The following is a 21,888-nucleotide window of genomic DNA, read 5'->3' on the forward strand; positions in this document are numbered from 1 at the left end:
TACAGGTAAAAGTGTAAGCGAATCCCTTGCCCTTGGGTAGTGGCTTTTTAATGTAGCCTAACCGCTGGCCTTTTTTCTGCATGCAGAACAACTGTCATGTCCAACCCGCATCATCCGGTCGAGCCGACCTAAGGAAATTACACTGTGAAAATCAATTGGGCCGAGAACCTGCGCCAGAACGTCCACCAGTTGGCGGAGTCCCTGGGCAACCTGTTCGTAGAAAGCTTCCATTACCTGGCGTTGTTCGCCATCGGGGCGGTGACCGCATGGGCCTCCGTGATGGAGTTTTTGCAGATGATCGAGGCGGGGAACATCAAGATCGATGACATTTTGCTGCTGTTCATCTATCTCGAACTGGGGGCGATGGTGGGGATCTATTTCAAGACCAACCACATGCCGGTGCGGTTTCTGATCTACGTCGCCATCACGGCGCTGACGCGCCTGCTGATCTCCAACGTCTCGCACCACAACCCGCCGGACATGGGCATCATCTACCTGTGCGGCGGCATCCTGCTGCTGGCCTTCGCGATCCTTGTGGTGCGCTACGCCTCGTCGCAGTTCCCCTCGGTGAAGATCGACCACCCGCACCGCAAGGCTGGCGCGAATTCCAGCGAGGCGGTCGAGGTGGAGAAAGGCGAGATCTAAAGGCTGGCGACGCTCGGGGCGCAACCTCGGACCTGTGGGGGTGGCAGCTTGGTGTTGCCGCCGTCGGTCATGGCTTCAAGGAGGGCCACGGCGCTGTGGCCCTGTTCGATGGCCATGCCGAATTGAATGCTTTGCACCAGGCGTTTGAGCCGCTCCGGGTCGTTGCGTTGCTGGGCGCTGATCATGCGTCTGGCGACGATGCGCCCGGCCTTGGACAGGGTCAGCATGATGCGGCCATCCAGGCCCTGGATGCTCAGATTGACTTGGTATTGCGGCGCGAAAGCGTCGGTAATGATCTGAAAAGGGTTGTCCATGATGCGTCACCGCCTGATTGAACGTGCAGTTGTTGACCGACCGTGGTCATGATTAGTTCGCAACTCCGGACCATCGGCCATTCCATGATCGAGTTCATCGTTGGTTGCCAGGGCAATCGGCAGGAAGCAAGTAGCAAGGGGCATGCCTGAAAAACGCAGGGACAATGAACCCGGCCAATGGGCGTGGGGCGCGCAGGAACAGGGGTGTGCAGGCTGCCCGTTTCGGGGCAGGGAGTGTTCGCAGGCGGTGCAGGGAAGTGGTGAAAGAGGTGCAAGGCAATTCCCGACATTAACAGGGCTTTTGTTCGTTGTCCGGCATTATTTGCAAAGGAATATTTATCTTTTCTGGGGGCTTGAATTGTTCCTTCGGGAGCCCGACTCTGTACTCAAGGGGCCGTTACGCTAACGTCTACAGGCCCCTGGCGAGCTAGCCGAAATAAGGGATGAACTATGCAAATCCAAGTCAACAGCGATAACCATATTCAAAGCAGCATCCGACTGGAGGAGTGGGTACGTACTACCATCGAGAGCACGCTCGAACGTTACGAGGAAGACCTGACACGGGTCGAAGTTCATCTACGTGATGAAAACGGTGACAAGCCAGGTCCACATGACCTGCGTTGCCAGCTTGAAGCGCGGCCGAAGGGCCATCAACCGGTCTCCGTAACGCACAAGGCCGAGTCGCTGGAACTGGCGATCGAAGGTGCCGCCACCAAGCTCGAAAACGCCTTGGAGCACTTGTTCGGTAAACTGCGCGGCAAGCGCGCCGCCACCGCGACGCCGTCCGAATCCGTCGCCCTGGCCGATGCCATGCTGGAAGAAGAATTCCTGGAGAACGAACGGGCTGCACTCCACGGCTGAAACCGCGTTCATTTCAATGACGACTGAAAAACGGGCCTGCAATTGCAGGCCCGTTTTGTTTGGGGGGCACAAAATCTCCATGCGACGCGAGTCCCACAAGGGATTTGGAATGGTCGAATGATTGGCGTTACTGGCCTCGCTCGCGATGGCAATCACCGGCGCTAGCGCAAAAACGCCTGTCGATACTCCCCGGGTGTTGCGCCCAGGGCCTGGCGAAAACGGTTGGTAAAGTGGCTGGCACTGGCAAATCCACAGGCCAGCGCCACCTCGCCCAATGCTTGGGAGGTGTTGCGCAGTAATTGCTGCGCACGGGCCAAGCGTCTTGCCAGTACGTATTGATGAGGCGGCAGGCCAAAGCTTTCGCGAAACATCCGGGCAAAGTGGTATTCGGACAACGTGCACAGCGCTGCGAGCTGCCCAAGGCTGATGGCATCGCCCAGGTAGGTGTCGATGTAGTCCACCAGCATTCGCCGCTGGTGCGTGGCCAGCCCGCCCTTGAGGCGAAGCCCTTGGCGCTGGCCAACCTGGCTCAGCAGCAGGTGATCGAGCAGTTCGTGGGCCAGGCTGGTGGTCAGCAGGCGTTCGCCGGGTTCGTCCCAGTTCAGTGCGATCAATTGCCGGAAGCGCCGTGCCTGTTGTGGATCGTCGAGGAAGGTGGCCTCGCACAGTTGCACTTGCCGGGGTTCGCGATCCAGCAGCGTGACGCAGCCGAGGGCAAACTGTTCGGGGCTGAAGTACAGGTGCGCAAGGCGAATGTCGCCGTTGATGACCCAGGCCGATTCATGTCCCGCCGGCAGCACGCAGAGTTTGTCGGGCGCGCCCATGGCGTCGGGCCGTTCGCGGCGGAACGTGCCGGTACCGCCGGCAATGTAGCAAGACAAGGTGTGGTGGGTCGGCGCCTCGTAGTCCCGGGCGTCGTGATGGTTGCTCCACAAGGCGGCCGCCATGCCGTCGCCGAGCTCGGCACTGTGCTCCAGGCGGGCGTTGGGCGAACTGTTCAAGGCTTGGAAGACTTGCAGGGTGTGCAATGTGGGCATGATCGTTTCTCTATCAACGCCTTGCATCCTACTCCGTCGGCCGGCCCCTGCCAGCCGGCGAGCGGACAAAACCGCAAGTTTATGCAAGCGCCAGGCGCGCGACGGCGGGACACTGGTCGTCATTGTCAGGAGCCGTCGTCATGAACCTCTCGTTGTACCTGCTTACCGTACTCATCTGGGGCACCACCTGGATTGCGCTGAAACTGCAATTGGGGGTGGTCGCCATCCCGGTGTCGATTGTCTATCGTTTCGGTCTCGCGGCCTTGATCCTGTTCGCGATGCTCTTGCTCAGTCGGCGCCTGCAGGTGATGAACCGCCGGGGGCACTTGATTTGCGTGGCCCAGGGCTTGTGTCTGTTCTGCGTCAACTTCATGTGTTTCCTGACGGCCAGCCAGTGGATCCCCAGTGGCTTGATCGCCGTGGTGTTTTCCACGGCCACGCTCTGGAATGCGCTCAATGCCCGGGTGTTCTTTGGCCAGCGGATCGCCCGCAACGTACTGTTGGGAGGTGCCTTGGGGTTGCTGGGGTTGGGGTTGCTGTTCTGGCCGGAGCTGGCCGGACACAGCGCGAGCCCGCAAACCTTGCTCGGGTTGGCGTTGGCGCTGTTGGGGACTTTGTGTTTCTCGGCGGGCAACATGCTCTCGAGCCTGCAACAGAAGGCCGGGCTCAAGCCATTGACCACCAATGCCTGGGGCATGGCTTATGGCGCGGCAATGCTGGCGCTGTGGTGTCTGTTCAACGGTATCCCCTTCGATATGGAATGGAACACGCGCTACATCGGCTCGCTGGCGTACCTGGTGATCCCGGGCTCGGTGATCGGCTTTACCGCGTACCTGACGCTGGTGGGGCGCATGGGGCCGGAACGGGCGGCGTATTGCACGGTACTGTTTCCGGTGGTGGCATTGAACGTCTCGGCCTACGTCGAAGGCTACCAATGGACGGCACCGGCGCTGGTCGGGCTGGTGTTGGTGATGCTGGGTAACGTGTTGGTCTTTCGCAAGCCCCGGCCGGTGGCGACGAAAGTCGCCTTGGGCGCCCGCTGATAATCCTGTGGCGAGGGAGCAAGCTCCCGCTGGGTTGCGAAGCAACCCCACGGTGTACCTGTCACCGCGCTGCATCAGCTAAACCGAAAGGGCTGCTGCGCAGCCCAGCGGGAGCAAGCTCCCTCGCCACGGTGTGGGCCTATTTCCAGACTTGCGGGTTGACCAGGTTCTGCGGGCGTTCGCCCATCAAGGCACTTCGCAGGTTATCCACAGCAAGATTGGCCATGGCGGCACGCGTTTCGTGGGTCGCCGAGCCGATGTGGGGCAGGGTAACGGCGTTTTTCAGCTGGAACAGCGGGGATTCGGTCAGCGGCTCCTTCTCGTAGACGTCCAGCCCGGCACCGCGGATGCGGTTGTTCTGCAAGGCTTCGATCAGGGCCGGTTCATCCACTACCGGGCCACGGGAAATGTTCACCAGAATCGCGCTTGACTTCATCAGGGCCAGTTCGCGTTGGCCGATCAGGTGACGGGTCTTCTCGCTCAAGGGCACCACGAGGCACACGAAATCCGCTTCGGCCAGCAATGGGTCCAGTTCGCGAAATTGCGCGCCCAACTGGTTTTCCAGTTCGGGCTTGCGGCTGTTGCCGCTGTACAGGATGGGCATGTTGAACCCCAGGCGGCCGCGCCGGGCGATGGCCGCACCGATGTTACCCAGGCCGACGATGCCCAGGGTCTTGCCGTGCACATCGCTGCCGAACAACTGCGGGCCGACCGTCGCCTGCCATTGCCCGGCCTTGGTCCAGGCGTCCAGTTCTGCGACGCGGCGGGCGCTGCTCATCAGCAGGGCGAAAGCCAGGTCGGCAGTGCTTTCGGTGAGGACGTCAGGGGTGTTGGTGAGCATGATCCCGCGCTCGTTGAAGTAAGCCAGGTCGTAGTTGTCGTAGCCCACCGACACGCTGGAGACCACTTGCAGGTTGGCCGCCTCCTTGAGCTGCTCGCGCCCGAGCTTGCGACCGACACCAATCAGGCCGTGGGCATGGGGCAAGGCCTCGTTGAACTGGGCATTGATGTCACCGTTCGATGGGTTTGGCACGATGACGTCGAAGTCCTGTTGCAGGCGCTCGACCATTTGAGGCGTGATACGGCTGAAGGCAAGTACGGTTTTTTTCATCGCGCAGGGCTCGTCGTGGAGTGGATACCAAGCACGCTAACATTCTCGGCGCGGGTTAGGCGAGAGGGGAGCTCCACAGGATGCGGCAAATTCCTGTGGGAGCGGGCTTGCTCGCGAAGGCGTCGGATCAGCTTGCATAGATGTTGAATGCCAGACCGCTTTCGCGAGCAAGCCCACTCCCACAGGGGGATGGCTACGCCGCTCGCAGGGAAATAAAGGCGTAATCCACCGGTGCTTCAGTCACGACGAGCGCGCCACTGGCCAGCACCTGGCTGGCCACGTCATCCCCTGACACATGGAACTGCCATTCACCAGCCTGCTGCTCCGCTTGCCGAGGTGCCTGGTCGAGGGCGGTGGCGAATGCGCTCATGTCTGGCAGGTAGGCGGTGAAGCCGTCCCCCTTCAAGGCCGTGGTGCGGATGCCCAGCAACGCACAGATGCGGTCCTTGAGTGCGATGTCTTCACGGTCGGCCTGGCGCGAGCGTTCGATCAACCGGGCCAGTTCCTGGTCGACCAGTTTGCCGCCGAGAATCAGTTGCGGCCCGGTTTCCCACGATTCAGGCGGACAATCCTTGCGGGTGACGTCCAAGGGGATGTGCGGGTTGATTTCCATGGGATAGATCCGGCACACCAAGGGGCGACGCTCGTAGATGCGGCACAGGTTCTCTTCGTCAAGATTCCGGCAACGCCCGGCGTTATAGGCCGCGAAAGTGATTGCCACGCGGGCTTCGGTGGCGCCGCTGCGGACTACCGCCGAACGACGTTCAGCATGTTCGCGTTGCGCTGCCGGCAGGCCCAGTCCATTGGACAGGAAAGCCTCCACCAGGACGATCACCTGACCGCCGTCATCCGCCCACATACGGGCCTCGTCGAGTGTCAGGGGGACGTGGTGATCGGTGCAGCATTTGCCGCACCCTACGCAGGAGAACGTTGTATTCATCGAGTGACCGGTCGCAAAAGGCTGGAAAGCGGCGACAGGAAAGCGCCGCCGTCCGCCGTGCGAAGCAAGTTGTGCGCCAGTCAGTTGGCCGGGGTCAGTGGCCTTGCTCGGCCACGGCCTTGGCGGCGGTGATCAGGCATTTGGTCAGCTCCGGCGAGGAGAACTTGGTGAGTACGCCGTTGGCGCCCGCCAACCGGGCCTTTTCACTGTTCATGGCGCTGTCCAGCGAGGTGTGCAGCAACACATAGAGGTGGGCGAAGTCCGGCGTTTCGCGCAGGGTCCGCGTCAGGGCATAGCCGTCCATTTCCGACATTTCGATGTCGGAAACAATCAGGTTGATCTGCTCGGCCGTGCCTTGCAGGTCCAGCAGGCATTCGATGGCTTCCCTGGCGCTGCGGGCGGTGTGGCACTGCAAGCCGAGGTTGCGCAGGGTGTGTACCGACTGTTGCAACGCCACCTGGCTGTCATCGACCACCAGGATCCGGGCGTTGCCCAGGACCTCGGCGTCTTCCATGCTCAGTTCGGTTGGCGCGGTTTCGATCTGCGCCGGGGCGATGCCGTGGATGACTTTTTCAATGTCCAGCACCTGCACCAGCGTGCCGTCCACCGAGGTCACGCCGGTGATGAACGCGCGCGAGCCGCCGGAGCCGTAGGGTGGCGGTTTGATGTCGGTGGTCAGGCAATGCACGATCTTGCTCACCGCCTGCACATGCAGGCCCTGTTTGGAGCGGCTGACGTCGGTGACGATCAGGCAGCCACCGTCCGGGTCTTCCAGTGGCCGTTCGCCAATCGCACGACTGAGGTCGATCACCGACAGCGAGGTCCCGCGCAGGGTGGCGATGCCTTTGACGTGCGGATGCGACTCCGGCAGCTTGGTCAGCGGTGGGCAGGGAATGATTTCGCTGACCTTGAGCAGGTTGATTGCCATCAGCTTGCCGCTGCGCAAGGTAAACAGCAGAAGCGAAAGTGAATCTGCGCGGGCTTTGTTGGAAGACATAAAAACCTTCTGTGGAAAAAGGTGAGGCGAGCGTGACGGTCGCCAGAGCAGCTTGTGATACCGGGTTATCGACTTGTTGGGGGCAGGCTTTAGGGCGAAAGCCTGTCAATAACATGGTGGGCTGTAACAGGATCCTTGTGCGAAATCGCTTTCGTGGCGAGGGAGCTTGCTCCCGCTGGGGTGCGAAGCAGCCCTAAAGTCTGTCACCGAGGTGGATCAGGTAAATGTCATCAGCTTCATTTGGGGCGCTTCGCACCCCAGCGGGAGCAAGCTCCCTCGCCACAGAAGAATACCTGGCTGTTACTTGAGCCCCAACCGCCGGGCCATCCGCCCCAGGTTCGCCCGGTCCAGGCCCAGTTCCCGGGCAGCGCTGGCCCAGTTGTGCTGGTGGCGCTCAAGGCACGCGCCGATCAGCTGGCGCTGGAAGTCGTCCACCGCTTCACGCAAGTCCCCTGTCACGCCGGCCAGGGTCGGTGCCGGGCCGAGGGTCGGAGGGGCAGGGTTATCCACAAGGACCTGGGGCAAGTCCAGGTCCTGGGCGCTGAGGCTGAGGATCTTCGGACGCACAGGGCAACTGCCCAAGGCCTTCAAGGCACTCCGGCCGATCAGGTGTTCCAGCTCTCGCACGTTGCCCGGCCAATCATAGGCCAGCAGCGCAGCCTGGGCGTCGCTGGTCAGGCGCAGGCTGCCCAGGCCCATGCGTGAACGGTTCTGCTCCAGGAAAAAACCGCTGAGCAGCAGTACGTCACGCCCGCGATCGCGCAGTGCCGGCACCTTCAACGGATACACGCTCAGGCGATGATAGAAGTCAGCCCGGTAACGACCGTTGCGCACTTCTTCGGCGAGGTCGCGATTGGTGGCTGCGATCAGGCGCACGTCGACCCGATGCTCCTTGTCCGAACCCAGGCGTTGCAACTGGCCGCTCTGTAGCACCCGCAGCAGCTTGGCCTGGACGGTGAGGGACAACTCACCCACTTCATCGAGGAACAAGGTGCCGCCATCGGCCAGTTCGAATTTGCCGCGCCGGTCGCTGGTGGCCCCGGTGAACGCGCCACGGACGTGACCGAAGAGCTCGCTCTCCACCAACGTGTCCGGCAGGGCGGCGCAATTGAGGCTGATGAGCGGCTGTTCGGCGCGTTTCGACGCGGCATGGATGGCTTGGGCGACCAGCTCCTTGCCCACCCCGGTTTCACCGGTGATCAGCACCGTCAGGTCGCTGCCGCCCACCAGTTTGATTTCTTCCACCAAATGCTTGTGGGCCTTGCTCTGGCCGACCATGTCATGGGGCTGCTGGCCGCTCGCCTGGCGATAGACCTCGGCGCGGCGATGTTCGTCCTCGGCCTTCAAGGCCAGGCGTTCGATCCGTTCGGCGGCGCTGACCGTCGCGGCGGCGAGGCTGGCGAACGCCTGCAACGCGCTCAGGTCGAGCGGTTCGAAGCGTTCCGGATCCAGCGAGTCGAGTGTCAGCAGGCCCCATGGGCGTTCGTCGACAAACAGCGGGCAGCCCATGCAGTCGTGGACTTCCAGATGCTCATCGAGACCTTCGACCAACCCGTCATAAGGGTCGGGCAGCTCGCTGTCGGCGGCAAAGCGGGTTGGCTCGGTGCTGGCCAGCAGGGCTTCGAAGCGGGGGTGTTCGCTGACGCGGAATCGTCGGCCCAGCGTATCGGCACTCAAGCCATCCACCGCCAGCGGCACCAGGCAGTCGGCGTCCAGGCGCAACAGCGCTGCCGCATCGCAGGGCAGCAGGGCGCGCAGGGCACCGAGCAGGCGCCGATAACGTTCGCCTTCGGGTAATTCTCGCGAGAGATCGGCCACCAGTGGCAGCAGGGAGGTCAGGAGCAAGGTTGCAGTCATAATGACTCCGTGTAGTCGCAATGACTATAAGTGGCGTCGTGTCCTTATGACTACACTATTCATAACTTATTGATAATAAACAGAAAAAATTCTGGCATGAAATCTGATAAAGCCTGTGCGTCTTGTTATCCGTACCACGCCAGGAGTCACCTTATGCTCAGTCGAGAAGAACGCGCCATCATTCGTTCCACCGTCCCGTTGCTGGAAAGCGGCGGTGAGGCGCTGATCACTCACTTCTATCGCATGATGCTAACCGAATACCCTCAGGTGCGTCCGTTGTTCAACCAGGCGCACCAGGCCAGCGGCGATCAACCTCGTGCTCTGGCCAACGGCGTATTGATGTATGCACGGCACATCGACCAGCTCGACCAGTTGGGAGACCTGGTGGCGAAGATCGTCAACAAGCACGTTGCCTTGCAGATCCTGCCCGAGCATTACCCGATTGTCGGTTCGTGCCTGCTGCGGGCGATTGCCGAGGTGCTGGGCGAAGAAATCGCCACGCCTGAAGTGATTGCCGCGTGGGGCGCGGCCTACAACCAGTTGGCCGATATCCTGATCGGTGCCGAAGGCGGCATGTACGACCAAAAAGCGGCTGCCCCCGGCGGTTGGAGGGGTGAGCGGGAGTTCATCCTGACCGCCAAGGTGCGCGAAAGCTCGGAGATCACTTCGTTCTATTTCGAACCGGCGGACAAGGGCCCGATCCTGCAGGCCGAACCAGGCCAGTACATCGGCATGAAGCTGATACTGGACGGTGAAGAGGTGCGTCGTAACTATTCGCTCTCGGCCCTGGCGGACAATGGTCAGTACCGCATCAGCGTCAAGCGCGAGGCGGGTGGACAGGTGTCCAACTACCTGCACCATCATTTCCAGATCGGCAGCAGCATCCAGTTGTTCCCGCCGTCCGGGGATTTCTACCTGACCGCCAGCGACAAGCCGTTGGTGCTGATCAGTGGCGGCGTCGGCATCACCCCGACCCTGCCCATGTTGCAGGCGGCGCTGCAAACCGAACGGCCGGTGCATTTCATTCACTGCGCGCGCAATGGTCGTGCCCATGCCTTCCGTGACTGGATCGACGACCTGGCCTCGCGTCATCCGCAACTCAAGCGCTTCTATTGCTACGACGAGGACGATGGCCTGAGCCCGGCGGCTGACAAGATCGGGTTCCTGAGCGAGGAACAACTGGCCCAATGGCTGCCCGAACAGCGTGACCTGGACGCCTACTTCCTCGGGCCGAAAGGCTTCATGGGCGCCGTCAAGCGCCACCTCAAGGCGTTGGGCGTGCCTGAGCAACAAAGCCGCTACGAGTTCTTCGGGCCGGCGGCGGCGCTGGAATAAGGCGTCGGCACACTCAATCTCAATGCAGCTGATCCACCGCTTTCGCGAGCAAGCCCGCTCCCACAGGGAGTGGGTGGTGGCACACAATCTCGCGACCGCCCCGAAGCAGGGTGGGGGCGAGCTTGCTCGCGAAGGCGGCGGCACATTCAGCCTCTGTGCAAGCTGACCCACCGCCATCCAACAGTCCTCCCGGAATTAATCCGCGCTTAACCCTCTTGCTGTCTATTCCCTTCGATGTCGACGCTGCTGCTCGTTCACTGTCATGGTCAACGTGTAGACTTCGGCCATCCGACTGCGCGCCTTTGTTGCCAGGCTGTGCGTCGATCCATGCAGACATCGATCCATGCAAAAAAGGGAATCGCAATGAGTGAGCAATTGACGCTGGGCCGTGAGCGGCGCTATCTGGTGTTGCTGGGGCTGATCTGCCTGGCGCTGATCGGTGGTGCGCTGTACATGCAAGTGGTCCTGGGCGAGGCACCATGCCCGCTGTGCATCCTGCAACGCTACGCACTGTTGCTGATCGCGATCTTTGCCTTCATCGGTGCCGCCATGCGCACCCGCCGCAGCCTGACGATTTTCGAAGGCCTCGTGGTGCTCAGCGCCTTGGCCGGGGTCGGCGTGGCGGGGCATCACGTGTACACCCAGTTCTTCCCACAGGTCAGCTGTGGGGTGGACGTGTTGCAGCCGATTGTCGACGGCTTGCCGCTGGCGAAAATCTTCCCGTTGGGGTTCCAGGTCGACGGCTTCTGCTCCACTCCGTATCCACCGATCCTGGGTTTGTCCCTGGCGCAATGGGCCCTGGTGGCCTTCGTGCTGACCGCTGTGCTGGTGCCGCTGCTGGTGATGCGCAACCGTAAGACCCTGCGCTGAAACACCCCCACAAGACGCCCCGGTTTCTCTCTTGGAGAACCGGGGCGTTTTGTGTTTCAGCCTCACGCAAGGGCGTCCTTGATCCGAGGCAAGAATGAGGGGCGACAATGTGCGACATGTTGTCACACATTTGTGCGCCTACCGCGTTTCAGGGTGCGAATAACCACCTTCTGCTGCAACAAAAGATCCCCCGGCCTGACGAAAATGAGTGCGCACATGGCAGGCATTTTTAACAGCGAAGCGGCGTTCGCCCAGGCCCCATAAACAGGGGCTCTCCCGCAGATCAACCGTATTTGACCCCCCGAGGGCTGTCTGAATCGGGCCGAGTAGGCTTACGTTTTTTGGGGTTCTTGTTGAGAATGAATTTCGATAACATGCGGGCTTGTTGCAATATCAGCTACAGATTATTGCCGGAACGGATAAAAATTATTTCGGGATAAGACATGGTCTACCGCGACCTAGCTCACTACAATCGCCCGCACCGATTTCCCGACCCGGCTCAGTCTTGAGCTCGAGCGTGGTCGAAGGGCGACAGTGCCCCATGCGATCCCAGGTGTCGGTACCTCCAACTTACCCGCACCAAATGGAATTGGGCTTGAACTAGGCCTTTGACCAACGAATAAGAATTCACTGCTGGCCCAGGATGAGTCGAACAGCGTCTGACCTGACGCTCGACGGGCAGCCCTTATTCAAATCCAAGAAAATAGCCAACCCTTGGCAGGGTGAAGTGTTGGCGATCAAAACCCAACTGCATTGCGCAAGCTGCTTTAGAGGTCGTGAGATGAGTAAAAACAGGTACCCCCGATTACTAGGCTTGTTGCCGCTGCTCGGCACGTTGTTGCTGGGAGGCTGCAACATGACCTTGCTCGATCCCAAGGGCCAGGTCGGCCTGGATGAACGAAACCTGATCATCACCGCCACGCTGCTGATGTTGCTGGTCGTTGTGCCGGTCATCGTCATGACCTTCCTGTTCGCCTGGAAGTACCGCGCCTCCAACCCCAATGCCACCTACACCCCGAAATGGTCGCACTCGACCAAGATCGAAGTGGCGGTGTGGACCATCCCGGTGCTGATCATCATTGCCCTGGGTTACGTCACCTACAAGTCGACCCACGCCCTGGACCCGTACCGTCCGCTGGATTCCGACGTCAAGCCGGTCACCATCGAAGTGGTTGCGATGGACTGGAAATGGCTGTTCATCTACCCGGAACAAGGCATCGCCACGGTTAACAAGATCGTGTTCCCGGCCCACACGCCGATCAACTTCAAGGTCACCTCCGACTCCGTGATGAACTCGTTCTTCATCCCGGGCCTGGGCGGCCAGATCTACGCGATGGCGGGCATGCAGACCAAGCTGCACCTGATCGCCAACCAGAACGCCGAACTCGACGGTATCTCCGCCAACTACAGCGGCGCAGGTTTCACCGGCATGAAGTTCAAAGCAATCGCCACGACCCAGGAAGATTTCGACGCCTGGGTCAACGATGTGAAGAAGGCACCTAAACAGCTTGAAAAAGCTGAATACGAAGCCCTTTCCAAGCCGAGCCAGAACAACCCAGTCGAACTCTACTCGTCGGTTACGCCGAACCTGTTCCAGACCATCATCGACAAGTATGAAGGGATGAACCCAGGCAAGCCGATGCACCACGAGAAGAACGAGAAGGAAGTGGCTCACAACATGGAAGGGATGGACATGAGCTCGCATTCAGCTGCCGGGGCAGAGGAGTAAACGATGTTTGGTAAATTAAGTTGGGAAGCGATCCCGTTCCACGAGCCGATTGTCATGGTGACCCTCGCCATCATCGCGCTCGGTGGCCTGGCGCTGTTTACGGGGATCACCTACTTCAAGAAGTGGACCTACCTGTGGACCGAGTGGCTGACGTCGGTCGACCACAAGAAAATCGGCGTGATGTACATCGTCGTCGCCATGGTCATGCTGCTGCGTGGCTTTGCCGACGCCATCATGATGCGTACCCAGTTGGCCATGGCCACCGAGGGTTCGCCTGGCTACCTGCCGCCTGAACACTATGACCAGATCTTCACCGCCCACGGTGTGATCATGATCATCTTCATGGCGATGCCATTCTTCACCGGCCTGATGAACCTGGCCGTGCCGCTGCAGATCGGTGCTCGCGACGTGGCGTTCCCGTTCCTGAACTCCTTGAGCTTCTGGCTGCTGGTGTCCGGCGTGGTGCTGATCAACCTGTCCCTGGGCGTTGGCGAATTCGCCAAGACCGGCTGGGTTGCCTATCCGCCGTTGTCGGGCCTGCAATACAGCCCGGGCGTGGGGATGGACTACTACATCTGGGCGCTACAGCTTTCCGGGTTGGGTACGACGCTGACGGGGGTCAACTTCCTGGCCACCGTGCTGAAGATGCGTACCCCGGGCATGAAGCTGATGGACATGCCGATCTTCACCTGGACCTGCACCTGGGCCAACGTCCTGATCGTCGCTTCGTTCCCGATCCTGACTGCCACCCTGGCGCTGCTGACGCTTGACCGCTACATGGATTTCCACATTTTCACCAATGAACTGGGTGGAAATCCGATGATGTACGTGAACCTGTTCTGGGCCTGGGGTCACCCCGAGGTGTACATCCTCATCCTGCCGGCGTTCGGTATTTTCTCCGAAGTCATCTCGACCTTCTCCGGCAAGAAACTGTTCGGCCATCACTCGATGATCTACGCCTCGGGCGCGATCTCGGTGCTGGGCTTCATGGTTTGGCTGCACCACTTCTTCACCATGGGTTCGGGCGCCAGCGTCAACGCCTTCTTCGGCCTGGCGACGATGCTGATCTCGATCCCGACCGGGGTGAAGCTGTTCAACTGGCTGTTCACCATCTACCAGGGCCGTCTGCGCTTCACCAGCCATGTGCTGTGGACCCTGGGCTTCATGGTGACCTTCGCCATCGGCGGCATGACCGGCGTACTGCTGGCCATCCCGGGTGCTGACTTCGTGCTGCACAACAGCCTGTTCGTGATCGCGCACTTCCATAACGTGATCATCGGCGGCGCCGTGTTCGGCTACATCGCAGGCTTCGCGTTCTACTTCCCGAAAGCGTTCGGCTTCAAGCTGCACGAAGGCTGGGGCAAGGGCGCGTTCTGGTTCTGGATCACCGGCTTCTTCGTCGCGTTCATGCCGCTCTATGTCCTGGGCTTCATGGGCATGACCCGTCGCCTGAACACCACCACCAACCCTGAGTGGGTGCCGTACCTGTACGTGGCCATGTTCGGTGCGGTGTTGATCGCCGTCGGTATCGCCTGCCAGCTGATCCAGCTGTACGTCAGCGTGCGCGACCGCAACAAGCCAGAGAACATGTGCGAACACGGTGACCCGTGGAATGCCCATACCCTGGAATGGTCGACCTCTTCGCCACCCCCGTTCTACAACTTTGCCGTGCTGCCAAAAGCGGACGCCATCGACCCGTTCACCGAAGCCAAGGAAAACGGTACTGCGTACCAGACTCCAGCCAAGTACGCGCCGATCCACATGCCGAACAACACCGCGACCGGCGTGGTCATGGGCGGCCTGTTGACCGTGTTCGGTTTCGCGATGATCTGGCACATCTGGTGGCTGGCGATCGCCAGCCTGGTCGGCACCGTGGTGTATTTCGCCATCCATGCCGCCCGTGACGATCAGGGCTACATGGTGCCGGTGGATGTCATCGAACGCATCGAAGCCGAGCAGCACAAACGTCTGGTCGCGGCCGGGAAAGTCCCTGCCACCGCCACCCGTGTTGAAACCTCGTTGGAACAGGCTTAAACCATGTCGAACTTAGTGACCAATGTTGGACACGCCCATGGTCATGACCATGGGCACGATGACCATCACCACGACTCGGGCGAGATGACCGTATTCGGTTTCTGGCTCTACCTGATGACCGACTGCATTCTGTTTGCGTCGATCTTCGCGGCCTACGCGGTGCTGGTTAACAACGTCGCCGGTGGCCCGTCGGGCCACGACATCTTCGAACTGCCCTACGTGCTGGGCGAAACCGCTCTGCTGTTGTTCAGCTCGATCACCTACGGCTTCGCCATGCTGGCGTTGTTCAAGGGCAAGAAAAACCAGGTCCTGGGCTGGCTGGCCATGACCTTCCTGTTCGGTGCCGGCTTCATTGGTATGGAGATCAACGAGTTCCACAAGTTGATCTCCGAAGGCTTCGGTCCGAACCGCAGCGGTTTCCTGTCCGGGTTCTTCACCCTGGTCGGCACCCACGGCCTGCACGTGACCAGCGGCCTGATCTGGATGGCGATCATGATGTACCAGGTCCAGAAAAACGGCCTGACCGCCACCAACAAGACGCGCCTGAGCTGCCTGAGCCTGTTCTGGCACTTCCTGGACGTGGTGTGGATCTGCGTATTCACCGTTGTTTATCTGATGGGGACCCTGTAAATGGCTAACGCACATTCCCATGATGGCCACGACGCCGGCCACGGCAGCGTCAAGTCCTACGCCATCGGCTTCATCCTGTCGGTGATCCTGACCGTCATCCCGTTCGGCCTGGTGATGTACCCGTCGCTGCCCAAGAGCCTGACCCTGTGGATCATCCTGATCTTCGCCGTGGTCCAGGTACTGGTGCACCTGGTGTACTTCCTGCACCTGGACCGCTCCGCTGCCCAGCGTAACAACGTGGTCGCGTTTGTCTTTGCCGCGATCGTGATTGTCCTGTTGGTCGGCCTGTCGTTGTGGATCATGTTCAGCATCCACACCAACATGATGGCGCACTGAGGAAAATCCGGATGTCGCTGAAGCACTTTATCCAAATCACCAAGCCGGGGATCATTTTCGGTAACGTGCTTTCTGTGGCAGGCGGGTTTTTCCTGGCCTCGAAAGGGCATGTCGATCTGGCCATCTTCCTGGCGGCGATGATCGGCACTTCCCTGGTGGTGGCGTCCGGTTGCGTGTTCAACAACTGCATCGACCGCGACATCGACATCAAGATGGAGCGCACCAAGAATCGGGCGCTGGTCCAAGGCCTGATTCCGGTACAACTGGCCCTGGCATTCGCCACGGTGCTGGGCGTGGCCGGCGTGGCGCTGTTGTATCGCGTGGCCAACCCGTTGGCCGCGTTGTTCGCAGTGATCGGCTTCGTGATCTACGTCGGGCTCTACAGCCTGTACCTCAAGCGCAAGTCGGTGCACGGCACGCTGGTGGGTAGCCTGTCGGGGGCCATGCCGCCGGTGATCGGCTACGTCGCAGTGAGCAACAGCTTCGACATGGCTGCGCTGACGCTGCTGGTGATGTTCAGCCTGTGGCAGATGCCGCACTCCTATGCGATCGCGATCTTCCGCTTCAACGACTACCTGGCGGCCTCGATTCCGGTACTGCCGGTCAAGCGCGGCATCCGGGTGGCGAAGAAGCACATCCTGGTGTACATCCTGGCGTTCCTGCTGGCGACCTTGATGCTGACCTTCAGCGGCTACGCCGGCATGAGCTACCTGGCCGTCGCCGCCGCCATGGGCATGTACTGGCTGTACATGGCCTGGACCGGCTACAAGGCTGTGGATGACACGGTCTGGGCACGCAAGCTGTTCGTGTTCTCGATCTTCACCATCACCGCCCTGAGCGTCATGATGTCCCTGGACTTCAAAGTGCCGAGTGAGCTGCTGCTGACTTACGCACCTTAAGCCCGGACGCTATACAAAAAGCCCCGCCTTCGAGAGAAGAGCGGGGCTTTTTTTCGAGGTAAGGAAAGAATCGACAGTCATTCGTCGCAATAGATTTTGGTTTGTTGAACTGTAGGCAATTTGCCTATAGTTTTGCCATGCGAACCCTTTTTTTTGAAACGACATCGTTCACCGCCACGGTTGGCCATTACCTGACTGACGATGAGTATCGCCTGCTCCAATCCTATATGCTGGAGCATCCAGAGGTCGGTGACCTCATGCCTCGTACCGGCGGCTTTCGTAAGCTGCGTTGGTTCGATGGCCGTCGTGGCAAAGGGAAGCGAGGTGGCTTGCGAGTCATTTACTATTGGCTCATGAACGATCGCCAGTTTTGGATGTTCGCCATTTATGACAAGGACGAATTGGAAAACCTGACTTCCGATCAAGAGAAGACGCTCAAGCGCGCCATAGAAGCAGAGTTGAAAGTACGAGGTACCTTATGAAAAAGCGCGATCTGTTTGCCGAGATGATGCAAGGCGTCGAGGAGATGGCCGCTCACCGCAAGGGTAAGATCACCCTTCGCCAGATATCGATCGAAGACAAACCGGCTCCAGAGGTGTCGGCGCAAGAAATCGTGGCTTTGCGCGACAAGCTCCACATGTCCCAAGCCGTTTTTGCCAAGAGCATCAGGACCAGTCCCGGCACCCTTAGAAATTGGGAGCAGGAGAAGTCCAAGCCCAATGCCCAGGCAGCCCTGTTGATCAAGCTGGTCGAAAAGTTTCCAGATATGGTCGAGCGACTCGGCGCTGTTTGATCATCCAGAAAACCATGAAAAAGCCCCGCCTTCGAAAGAAGAGCGGGGCTTTTTCATGGTTGTCACTCGTGCGGTAAACACCGCTGAACATTGTGGGAGCGAGCCCGCTCCCACAGGAGGCCTCGATTTGGGTTTATTGCTGGGCGATGCTGTAGCCGTCGAAGGCCTTTTGCTGTTGCAGGGCCGTGACGATGCTTTTGCGGGTGGCCTGTTGTTCGGTGCCGTCGTTGTCCAGGAAGGTTTCGCTTTCCAGCTCGGCTTCGTCGCCTTCACCCACGAAGTTGAAGCCCAGGAACTCGAAGGCCTCGCGGTCGACGTTCGGCTTGGAGCGGGGTGTGCGCAGGGGCAGGGTGACGCTGATGCCGTCCTTGCTGATGACAAACACTTCGGCGTCCTTCTTGGCGCGCGAAGCCTTGCCCTTGCTGCCGCTCGGGTTGCTGATGGCCTGGTGGGTCTGGTTCAGCACTTTCAGGGCCAGGCCATAAACCAATTCCTGGAACGCCGGGTCGTCCTTGTAGCTGGACAGGATACGGCTGATGGGGAAGCGGCTGCTCAGGTCTTCCAGTGCGGCGAAGTCGGCGGCTTCGGCATCCTTGAGCTGTTTGAGTTGGCCCATCAGTTCATAGGCCTTGTCATCGTCGAACGCGTCGTGTGCCTGGCGGATGGCGCTGCGCAGTTCGCGGATCTGGTCGCTTTCGCGGTTTGACTGAAAGGCGTCGAGCACCATTTCACTGATGCTTTTGGCTTGGGGCAGATGCTGTGAAAGATTGATGGAGTTTTCGTATTCCGCTTTGGACGACAGGGTGACTACGGATTCAGCGGTGTTGGAATCGGACATTGAAATTTCACTACTTCTGTTAGCGGGATGAGGCGAGAAAGGCATAGAGCTTTTTTTCGGTCGCCTAATCTATTGGACGCGGACGGTGTTGTCACGGTTGAACCGTTGGCTGGTCGGTATTTGTCCCTGCTGCACAAAATCAACCGCGCATCCGAGCGATCCGTCATTGGCAGATCACGTTCTTGCCGGCCATCTTGGCGCGATACAGGACCTGGTCCGCTCGCTCCAGCAGCGCGCTGTGTTGTTCCCCGTCGAGCCGCTGCACTACGCCAAAGCTCATGGTGATTCGAAAATCCCCTACCGGCAGCAGGTCGGACAGGCCGCGGCGAATGCTTTCGGCGACCAGGCAGGCGTCGGCCAACGAAGTATTGGGCAGGATCATGATGAATTCATCGCCGCCCCAGCGGGAGCAAGCGCCCTCGCCACGGGGTTTATCCAACACTCATCGAGCACACCTTTCAGGACTTACCCCACTTCTCCAGCGCGAACTCGACAAAATTGCGCAGCTTGGGCAAACGGTAGCGATCCTGCGCATACATCAGGCTCATCGGGCGATGGGGCAGTTGATAATCCTGCAGCAACGCCACCAGGTTTCCGTCCTTGAGGTCCTGGGCCACCAGCGCATCGGGCAGCATCACCACGCCCATCCCGGCCAAGGCGGCGCGATGCAGGCCCGAGGAGCTATTGATCAACATCGGTCCGTTGACCGGCACCTTGATTTCGCCGTCCGGGCCGTTGATCGGCCAGAGATCCTGGGCGAAGCGCCAGTCGTCTCCTGCCAGATAGGCGAACGACAGACAATCATGTTGTTGCAGGTCTACGGGTTTTTCCGGTGTGCCGTGCCGAGCCAGGTAGGCAGGGGACGCGCAGATGGTCAGGGTGTAGTCCTCCAACGGGCGGGCAATGAGTTTAGGGTCGGGATGGCCGAGGCGGATGGCGACATCGAAACCGTGGTCGAGCAGGTCCAGGCGCTGGTTGGTCAGCACCACGTCGAGCTTGATTTGCGTGAAGCGCTGGCTGAATTCGGCCAACGCTGGCGCGAGGCGTTCGGTGCCGAAAGTCAGCGGCGCGGTGATGCGCAGGGTGCCAGTGGGTTCGCCTTGGGTCTGCTCGGCCAGGCGCTCGGAATCGGCCACCAGGCCCAACACTTCCAGACAGCGTTGATAGTAAGTCGAGCCGAATTCGGTCAGGCGTTGGCGCCGGGTCGTACGGTTGATCAGGCGTACGCCGAGACGTTGCTCCAATGCACGAAGATGATTGCCCACCATGGTCGTGGACATTTCGCACGCCTGGGCCGCCGCTGTCAGGCTGCCGGTTTCCACCACTTTCACGTAGACGGTCATTGCCTGAAACAGGTCCATTATCAAGCCCGGCTTTTAAATGATTGAAGTAAAGCGGCGTTTATCCAGCCTTGGTGGCTAACCATACTGGAAAAAACCACCCGATGGAGCTTGATGTCATGACCGCCGCCTGCCTGATGACCACCTACCAACCGTTGGCACTCAACTTCACCCATGGTTTGGGGACGCGCCTGTGGGACCAGGACGGGCGCGAATACCTCGATGCGGTGGCCGGCGTAGCGGTGACCAATATCGGCCATTCGCACCCGCGGCTGGTGGCGGCCATCAGCGAGCAGGCCGGCCTGCTGTTGCACACCTCCAACCTGTACAGCATCGACTGGCAGCAACGGCTGGCGGCCAAGCTCACGCAGCTTTCAGGGCTGGAGCGGGTGTTTTTCAATAACTCGGGGGCCGAGGCCAACGAAACCGCGTTGAAGCTGGCGCGCCTCTACGGCTGGCACAAAGGCATCGAGCAGCCGTTGGTGGTGGTCATGGAGAATGCCTTCCATGGGCGCACCTTGGGCACGATGTCGGCCAGTGATGGCCCGTCGGTGCGGCTGGGCTACAACCGGTTGCCGGGGGATTTCATCAAGGTGCCGTTCGGCGACCTGGCCGCTTTGGAACAGATCCAGCAGGCCCATGCAGAGCGCATCGTCGCGGTCCTGGTGGAGCCGATCCAGGGCGAAAGCGGCGTGCAGCTCGCGCCACCGGGTTACCTCAAGGCCCTGCGGCAGCTGTGCAGCCGGCGCGCCTGGCTGCTAATGCTCGACGAGATCCAGACCGGCATCGGCCGTACCGGCCAGTGGTTTGCGTTCCAGCACGAGGGCATCGTGCCCGACGTCATGACCCTCGCCAAAGGCCTGGGCAACGGCGTGCCCATTGGCGCTTGCCTGGCGCGGGGCAAGGCGGCCGAGCTGTTTACGCCAGGCAGCCACGGCAGTACCTTCGGCGGCAATCCACTGGCCTGTCGGGTCGGTTGCACGGTGCTGGAGATCATCGAGGAGCAAGCGCTGGTGGCCAACGCCCGGCGGCAGGGCGAACAGTTGCTGAGTCGGCTAAGGGCCGAACTGGCGGACAACCCGAACGTTCTGGCGATCCGCGGCCAGGGGTTGATGATCGGCATCGAGCTCAAGCAACCGGTCCGCGACCTGACGCTTTGCGCGGCCCGGGACCACGGTCTGCTGATCAATGTCACCCGGGGCCAGACCATCCGCCTGCTGCCACCGCTGACACTCGACGGGCGGGAAGTGGAGATGATTGTCAGGGGCGTGAGCCGGTGCCTGGCCCAGGCCTGAAATAGGTTCGAGCGAAGCGCAGCGTGACGGAATTTTTGTCGATTGCCGCGTTCCAACGCGAGCCAGAGAAGCTAGCCTATACCCTGGCATTTCATACTGAAAAACCAGGAGCATTTCCATGTTCACCTCGCGTCGCTTGATTGTTGTCGCCACCGCCGTCGCCCTGTTGTCCGGTTGCGCCTCGCCCAACCCTTACGACAATCAGGGCCAGGCTTCCACTGACTCCTCCGGCATGAGCAAGACCGCCAAGTATGGCGGTCTTGGTGCTTTGGCCGGCGCCTTGGCCGGTGCTGCGATCAGCCACGACAACCGTGGCAAGGGCGCGTTGATCGGTGCTGCGGTCGTGGGGGCTTCCGCAGCCGGTTATGGCTACTACGCCGACCAGCAGGAAAAGAAATTGCGCGCGAGCATGGCCAATACCGGCGTCGAAGTGCAGCGCCAGGGTGACCAGATCAAGCTGATCATGCCGGGCAACATCACCTTCGCTACCGATTCGGCGAACATCGCCTCCAGCTTCTACCAGCCGCTGAACAACCTGGCCAACTCCCTCAAGGAGTTCAACCAGAACCAGATCGAGATCGTCGGCTACACCGACAGCACCGGCAGCCGCCAGCACAACATGGACCTGTCCCAGCGTCGCGCCCAGAGCGTGGCGACCTACCTGACGTCCCAAGGCGTGAGCGGTGCCAACCTGTCGGCCCGTGGCGCCGGCCCGGACAATCCGGTGGCAAGCAATGCCGACGTCAACGGCCGTGCACAAAACCGTCGCGTCGAGGTCAACCTCAAGGCCATTCCCGGCCAGCAATACCAGGCGCCGGCGCAGCAGGGGCAGAGTTACCAGCAGTATCCATAACGGCCAACGCCGCCCCCCCTGTGGCGAGGGAGCTTGCTCCCGCTGGGTCGCGAAGCGGCCCCTCTTTTGCGATTGCTGCGCAATCGAGCGGGAGCAAGCTCCCTCGCCACAATGGATCAAACATTGAAGTG

The 21,888-nt window shown here is 60.5% G+C and carries 23 protein-coding genes; 14 read left to right on the plus strand and 9 right to left on the minus strand.

Annotated features, from left to right (window positions below; genetic code table 11):
- Positions 1–144: 144 nt before the first annotated feature.
- A complete protein-coding gene (locus ACODSJ_RS16725; protein WP_489102781.1) occupies positions 145–645 on the plus strand; it encodes a phosphate-starvation-inducible protein PsiE in 501 nt (166 codons plus the stop codon).
- On the opposite strand, the gene ACODSJ_RS16730 is transcribed toward ACODSJ_RS16725, so the two are convergent.
- On the minus strand, positions 642–959 hold the full coding sequence (locus ACODSJ_RS16730; protein WP_489102782.1) for a DUF3509 domain-containing protein: 318 nt from the start codon (positions 957–959) through the stop codon (positions 642–644). The genes ACODSJ_RS16725 and ACODSJ_RS16730 overlap by 4 nt on opposite strands.
- Positions 960–1,409: 450 nt before the next feature.
- Between ACODSJ_RS16730 and ACODSJ_RS16735 the strand changes: the two genes are divergently transcribed.
- Positions 1,410–1,820, plus strand: a complete 411-nt coding sequence (locus ACODSJ_RS16735) for an HPF/RaiA family ribosome-associated protein (protein ID WP_489102783.1) — start codon at positions 1,410–1,412, stop codon at positions 1,818–1,820.
- A 161-nt stretch (positions 1,821–1,981) separates the two neighbouring features.
- Here ACODSJ_RS16735 and ACODSJ_RS16740 read toward each other — a convergent pair whose 3' ends face one another.
- On the minus strand, positions 1,982–2,857 hold the full coding sequence (locus ACODSJ_RS16740) for a helix-turn-helix domain-containing protein (protein ID WP_489102784.1): 876 nt from the start codon (positions 2,855–2,857) through the stop codon (positions 1,982–1,984).
- 140 nt (positions 2,858–2,997) lie between these two features.
- Between ACODSJ_RS16740 and ACODSJ_RS16745 the strand changes: the two genes are divergently transcribed.
- Positions 2,998–3,900, plus strand: coding sequence for a DMT family transporter (locus ACODSJ_RS16745; protein ID WP_489102785.1), 903 nt, complete (start codon positions 2,998–3,000; stop codon positions 3,898–3,900).
- A gap of 139 nt (positions 3,901–4,039) precedes the next feature.
- On the opposite strand, the gene ACODSJ_RS16750 is transcribed toward ACODSJ_RS16745, so the two are convergent.
- The 4 genes from ACODSJ_RS16750 to norR all read right to left on the minus strand — a co-directional run bounded on the left by ACODSJ_RS16750 (position 4,040) and on the right by norR (position 8,805).
- Positions 4,040–5,011 (minus strand): 2-hydroxyacid dehydrogenase, encoded by a 972-nt coding sequence (locus tag ACODSJ_RS16750; RefSeq protein WP_489102786.1) that lies wholly within the window; start codon positions 5,009–5,011, stop codon positions 4,040–4,042.
- 193 nt (positions 5,012–5,204) lie between these two features.
- Positions 5,205–5,951, minus strand: coding sequence for a YkgJ family cysteine cluster protein (locus ACODSJ_RS16755; RefSeq protein WP_489102787.1), 747 nt, complete (start codon positions 5,949–5,951; stop codon positions 5,205–5,207).
- Between the two features lie 94 nt (positions 5,952–6,045).
- A complete protein-coding gene (locus ACODSJ_RS16760) occupies positions 6,046–6,948 on the minus strand; it encodes a chemotaxis protein CheV (protein WP_489102788.1) in 903 nt (300 codons plus the stop codon).
- A 300-nt stretch (positions 6,949–7,248) separates the two neighbouring features.
- Entirely contained in the window at positions 7,249–8,805 is a 1,557-nt protein-coding gene (gene norR, locus ACODSJ_RS16765; RefSeq protein ID WP_489102789.1) for a nitric oxide reductase transcriptional regulator NorR, read from the minus strand.
- Between the two features lie 153 nt (positions 8,806–8,958).
- Between norR and hmpA the strand changes: the two genes are divergently transcribed.
- The 9 genes from hmpA to ACODSJ_RS16810 all read left to right on the plus strand — a co-directional run bounded on the left by hmpA (position 8,959) and on the right by ACODSJ_RS16810 (position 17,431).
- Complete coding sequence (gene hmpA, locus ACODSJ_RS16770) at positions 8,959–10,140, plus strand: NO-inducible flavohemoprotein (RefSeq protein ID WP_489102790.1); 1,182 nt, start codon at positions 8,959–8,961, stop codon at positions 10,138–10,140.
- Between the two features lie 363 nt (positions 10,141–10,503).
- Positions 10,504–11,010, plus strand: coding sequence for a disulfide bond formation protein B (locus tag ACODSJ_RS16775; RefSeq protein WP_489102791.1), 507 nt, complete (start codon positions 10,504–10,506; stop codon positions 11,008–11,010).
- Between the two features lie 781 nt (positions 11,011–11,791).
- Entirely contained in the window at positions 11,792–12,739 is a 948-nt protein-coding gene (cyoA, locus tag ACODSJ_RS16780) for a ubiquinol oxidase subunit II (RefSeq protein WP_489102792.1), read from the plus strand.
- Positions 12,740–12,742: 3 nt separating this feature from the next.
- The gene (gene cyoB / locus ACODSJ_RS16785; RefSeq protein ID WP_489102793.1) at positions 12,743–14,773 is read left to right on the plus strand and encodes a cytochrome o ubiquinol oxidase subunit I; all 2,031 of its coding nucleotides are present in this window, start codon (positions 12,743–12,745) and stop codon (positions 14,771–14,773) included.
- Between the two features lie 3 nt (positions 14,774–14,776).
- Complete coding sequence (locus tag ACODSJ_RS16790; protein WP_489102794.1) at positions 14,777–15,403, plus strand: cytochrome o ubiquinol oxidase subunit III; 627 nt, start codon at positions 14,777–14,779, stop codon at positions 15,401–15,403.
- Positions 15,404–15,739, plus strand: a complete 336-nt coding sequence (cyoD, locus tag ACODSJ_RS16795; RefSeq protein ID WP_014340102.1) for a cytochrome o ubiquinol oxidase subunit IV — start codon at positions 15,404–15,406, stop codon at positions 15,737–15,739.
- A gap of 11 nt (positions 15,740–15,750) precedes the next feature.
- On the plus strand, positions 15,751–16,638 hold the full coding sequence (gene cyoE / locus ACODSJ_RS16800; protein WP_489102795.1) for a heme o synthase: 888 nt from the start codon (positions 15,751–15,753) through the stop codon (positions 16,636–16,638).
- Between the two features lie 137 nt (positions 16,639–16,775).
- Positions 16,776–17,120: a toxin gene (locus ACODSJ_RS16805; RefSeq protein ID WP_489102796.1), complete on the plus strand. Its 345-nt coding sequence runs from the start codon at positions 16,776–16,778 to the stop codon at positions 17,118–17,120.
- A complete protein-coding gene (locus ACODSJ_RS16810; RefSeq protein ID WP_489102797.1) occupies positions 17,117–17,431 on the plus strand; it encodes a helix-turn-helix domain-containing protein in 315 nt (104 codons plus the stop codon). Before ACODSJ_RS16805 ends, ACODSJ_RS16810 begins: the two co-directional genes overlap by 4 nt.
- A 133-nt stretch (positions 17,432–17,564) precedes the next feature.
- Here the strand turns inward: ACODSJ_RS16810 and ACODSJ_RS16815 are convergent, their stop codons facing one another.
- The 3 genes from ACODSJ_RS16815 to ACODSJ_RS16825 all read right to left on the minus strand — a co-directional run bounded on the left by ACODSJ_RS16815 (position 17,565) and on the right by ACODSJ_RS16825 (position 19,630).
- Positions 17,565–18,269, minus strand: a complete 705-nt coding sequence (locus ACODSJ_RS16815; protein ID WP_489102798.1) for a hypothetical protein — start codon at positions 18,267–18,269, stop codon at positions 17,565–17,567.
- A 163-nt stretch (positions 18,270–18,432) separates the two neighbouring features.
- On the minus strand, positions 18,433–18,711 hold the full coding sequence (locus tag ACODSJ_RS16820) for a GGDEF domain-containing protein (RefSeq protein ID WP_489102799.1): 279 nt from the start codon (positions 18,709–18,711) through the stop codon (positions 18,433–18,435).
- A gap of 16 nt (positions 18,712–18,727) precedes the next feature.
- Entirely contained in the window at positions 18,728–19,630 is a 903-nt protein-coding gene (locus ACODSJ_RS16825; protein ID WP_489102800.1) for a LysR family transcriptional regulator, read from the minus strand.
- A 98-nt stretch (positions 19,631–19,728) separates the two neighbouring features.
- Here ACODSJ_RS16825 and ACODSJ_RS16830 point away from each other — a divergent pair, with 98 nt between their 5' ends.
- Together ACODSJ_RS16830 and ACODSJ_RS16835 are read left to right on the plus strand one after the other, a co-directional pair.
- Positions 19,729–20,904 (plus strand): aspartate aminotransferase family protein, encoded by a 1,176-nt coding sequence (locus ACODSJ_RS16830; protein ID WP_489102801.1) that lies wholly within the window; start codon positions 19,729–19,731, stop codon positions 20,902–20,904.
- A 118-nt stretch (positions 20,905–21,022) separates the two neighbouring features.
- Positions 21,023–21,757 (plus strand): YiaD family glycine zipper/OmpA-like lipoprotein, encoded by a 735-nt coding sequence (locus tag ACODSJ_RS16835; RefSeq protein ID WP_489102802.1) that lies wholly within the window; start codon positions 21,023–21,025, stop codon positions 21,755–21,757.
- Positions 21,758–21,888: the final 131 nt, after the last annotated feature.

This window comes from Pseudomonas sp. FG6 (assembly GCF_057809015.1).